The organism is Coprococcus sp. ART55/1 (assembly GCF_000210595.1).
In the GTDB taxonomy this organism is placed as follows: Bacteria; Bacillota; Clostridia; order Lachnospirales; family Lachnospiraceae; genus Coprococcus; species Coprococcus aceti.
In genome coordinates, this window is record NC_021018.1 from 1,482,454 (window position 1) to 1,486,054 (window position 3,601).

At 45.7% G+C, this 3,601-nt stretch carries 2 protein-coding genes; both read right to left on the bottom strand.

Going from position 1 to position 3,601, the window contains the following annotated elements; translation table 11 throughout:
- On the bottom strand, window positions 1-1,016 hold a 1,016-nt coding region (locus CCU_RS06845; protein WP_208896063.1), incomplete at its 3' end, for an InlB B-repeat-containing protein.
- Window positions 961-3,601 (bottom strand): InlB B-repeat-containing protein (locus CCU_RS06850; protein ID WP_208896064.1); only part of this gene is annotated, 2,641 nt, incomplete at its 5' end. The genes CCU_RS06845 and CCU_RS06850, both read right to left, overlap by 56 nt.

Here is a 3,601-nt window from a genome sequence, read left to right on the forward strand (position 1 = left end):
TCAGGATCAAGATACCAGCCCTCGATCATCTGGCCATCTGCAGGAGCTGCCGTAAATACTGCATCTCCGCCGGATACCTGGCTATCGCCGCTTGTGATCTCAGCCTTCTCGTCCAGTCCATATACCGCTGTCACAGCTCCAAGAGCAGCATCATTTGCCTCAAAGGTTATAACTGACTTGAGTTCCTGCTTAGCAAAGTGAGCAACAACATCTATGTCAGATGCCACCTTGTCAACCACAAATACGTTGCTGCCAAGCTCCTCTGCTGTGTAATCCTTTGTTCCCTCTGCTGTCTTTACTGTGTATCCCGTACACTCCATATACAGATCCGGAATAGCCGTAAACTTAAGCTCTCTGTCTCCTCTGATCTGTGCAGAATTACCTTCAAGCACTTCATCTGCTGTCACGTTCTCTGCCTCTATCTGTCCGGCTCCGTCCGCTGACCATGTTATCTTATACACAGGTCTGTCAAACACAGCCCTCACATCAACTCTCGTATCCTTTGGCACTTTGTATGCAAATATCTTCTCTGCCACGCCCTGACTGATTCCATTTACAAGCCAGTCTGCAACTTCGTATCCTTCTGCAGCCGCCGCTGTGAATTCCACATATGAAGCAGCACCTATCATATCTCCTGATTCGAGCACCAGCTTTGTAGATGTGATCATGGCGCTCACCTCACCTGTTCCCTCTGTCTCAGGACCAAATGTGAGTACATCACCAACCAGCTCAAGACCAGCCATAACTGTCACATCAGATGAATCTCCGTCAACCGTGATCTTAAGGGTATCATTTACTTTCTTGTCTGAATATAACTTTATATTCTCTGTCTCGCTTGTCAGCTTATGTCCATTTATGATCCATTCTTTTACATTGTATCCATCATCAGGCACAACCTTGAATGTGATGACAGAATCTCTGTATATGTCTGTGATCTGCGCAGATTTGCTCTCCGTCGCATCACTTATGGTATCTCCTATCTGTATGTATGAAGGGAGATTTTTTTCTTGACACATCTGCACTTATAGAGCCGTGTGTCTTTCCTGACGACTCTCCGGCAGAAGCCTTCTCTATCACTTTCAGAGAATACTCAGCCTTCACGGATGGTGTGATCTTTCTGTATGTGGCATTTACTGTCACATCCCCTGTAAACCCATCTGCCGGAGCACTCCACGTAAATGTGTATCTCTCTGTTCCGGACTCAGCATCCGCAGTCTCAGTCAGCTTTCCTTCTCCGCTGTCCTCCGCAAGACTGAATACATCCTCTCCTGCATAATTTACCTTTATGTCAGCTATCTCATAACTTCTCTTCACCGCAAATGAGAATTTCAGATCATCCTTACTTGCATATGCGATATATCCGCCATTTGCCAGATCAGAATCTCCTGACTTTGCAGTCATCTCTGTGTCATTTCCTGATGTCCACGACACAACCGGCTGTTTGTAGAAGTATACGACAACCTTTGTATCCTTGCCGAGATATTCTAGTTCATACCTCTGGACGCCAGTACCTTCTGCCTCAGCATCAACCTTCTCGCCATTTACCTCCCAGTATGCTACCTCGTAGCCTTCATTTGGAGTTGCTGTAAATACTATGTCACTTCCCTGAAGCTGCTTGTCACCGGATACAAGTGCGTCTGTACTTCCTGCAGCCACAGCATCTACCACACCAGCTGCATCATCATCCGCACCATATGTCACCTTGTATCTGTTCGGCGCAGTGTACTTAACTGTATAATCGAGGTCTGAAGCTATATCATACACTGTCATCGTCCTGAGATCCGCTGATATAGTTCCAAGTTCCTGTCCATCTGCTGCTGACCATCCGTCGAGAAGTAGTCCTGACGGAACGGTAACCTGGATGGTCACATTGTCGCCTCGGCTGACTTCATATATACCATCTTCACCGCTCTCTATAGTCACTGTGCCGTCAACTCGCTGAGCCTTGACTGTGACATCCACACCTGTTGTCACTGTAGTCTTTCCATCGCTTCCAACAGTTACAGGCGAGACTGATATTTTGAAATTCTGTGCCTCTGCAAAATATGCCGTGATAAGTGTATCCTCGCTGATCTCCTCTGCATCATATGTGAGAGATGTGTTATTTGTCACTCCATCTTCCGCGAGAACGGTCTCTGGAACTCCATCTTCTCCCGTAACAGTCCAATGATCCAGAACATATCCTGCTGCCGGAACCGCAGTGAGTCTTACCTTCTGTTCTATATGAATGTTTGCACCTGAACCAAACGATTTTCCAATTGTTCCATCCGTCACATAGTTTGCTTTGAGTGTTCCGTGAGCCTTATTGTCCGGCTTGTATGTCAGCTTGTGATATACAGGCTCAAAGTTTACTGCTACATTCATGTTTGCTTTCAGCTTAGCCATCTGGATCTGGTCATCGCTGCACGCCTTGCCACCGGATGTTCCACACTGTGGATCCGTAACTGTCTTTCCATTTAGTGACCAGCTCTTAACCTTATATCCCTTATGAGGAGTAGCAGCTAAAGTGATCGTTGAGTTCTCAGGGAGTCTTGTTCCACTGTCAACTGTGAGTCCGTCACTGTTTTCATTTCCAGGCTGCTGGTACTTGATTGAAACTGTACCATGTGTATTTGCCGGCCTGGCAGTAACTGTGTACACGTTTCCTGTCAGTGTGTATGATGCTTTAACCAGGTTTATTATATAGTTCTTCTCAAGTTCATTCATAACCTGTGAATGCTGATCGTCCACCTTGACGTATGCAACATCTATATCATATATACCCGGCAGCAGCCCACTTACTCCATATGATCTGAGCTCGTAATCCCTGTCTCTCTGAGGCATTATGTCGGTATCCCATGCCTTGAGACCTGTTATCACCGCATCCTCGCACTCTCTTACAGAATCATTTACACTTTTCTCTGTATCCTGGGCAGCTATCTCAAGCTGTGCCCTTCCAACATTTATATTCTTCTGAGTCTTGTCTCCGCCATTTGATGCCGTTATCTGGAACATTCCAATAGACTTCGGTATAAACACGCCGTTTGCAAGTTCGTATTTGTCTGTGTCCTCAAATTCTCCTGTCTTATTATTCTTTATCTTAACTGTGTATTCTGAATCGTCCGTGATATCCTGAAGCTTTCCTGTATTGTCGTATGACACTCTCTCCAGAGACATCTTCACCGAATCTCCGTATCTTACATTATCCTGCATGGTCAGATTCATGTTCGTCTTTCCCTCAAATGAGGTATATATAGACATCGAGTCAGATATACTGTCGTTGTACTGTTTATTTCCTGCAAAGTATACATATACGTTGTATATTCCCTGTCCGGATGGCTCCCACTGTGCAGTATAGCAGCCATTTGCTCTGTCGTACTTACCAGCTATGCGCTTGATCTCAGGCCCTGTAATGACAAATTCCACATCTCCCTGTACGTCCTCACCTGACAGTGATTTCGGCTGACAGCTGAGTGTGATCTTGTCTCCTGTATATGTGACCTCTGCCCCTGTGGTCTCAGATCTCACCGTCTTGGTCTGATATACCGATTTGAGATCAGTCTGGACCACCTTGACAGTATCTGACACATTAAGAGTCTTCTTTGAAGTCATCGTAAAACTT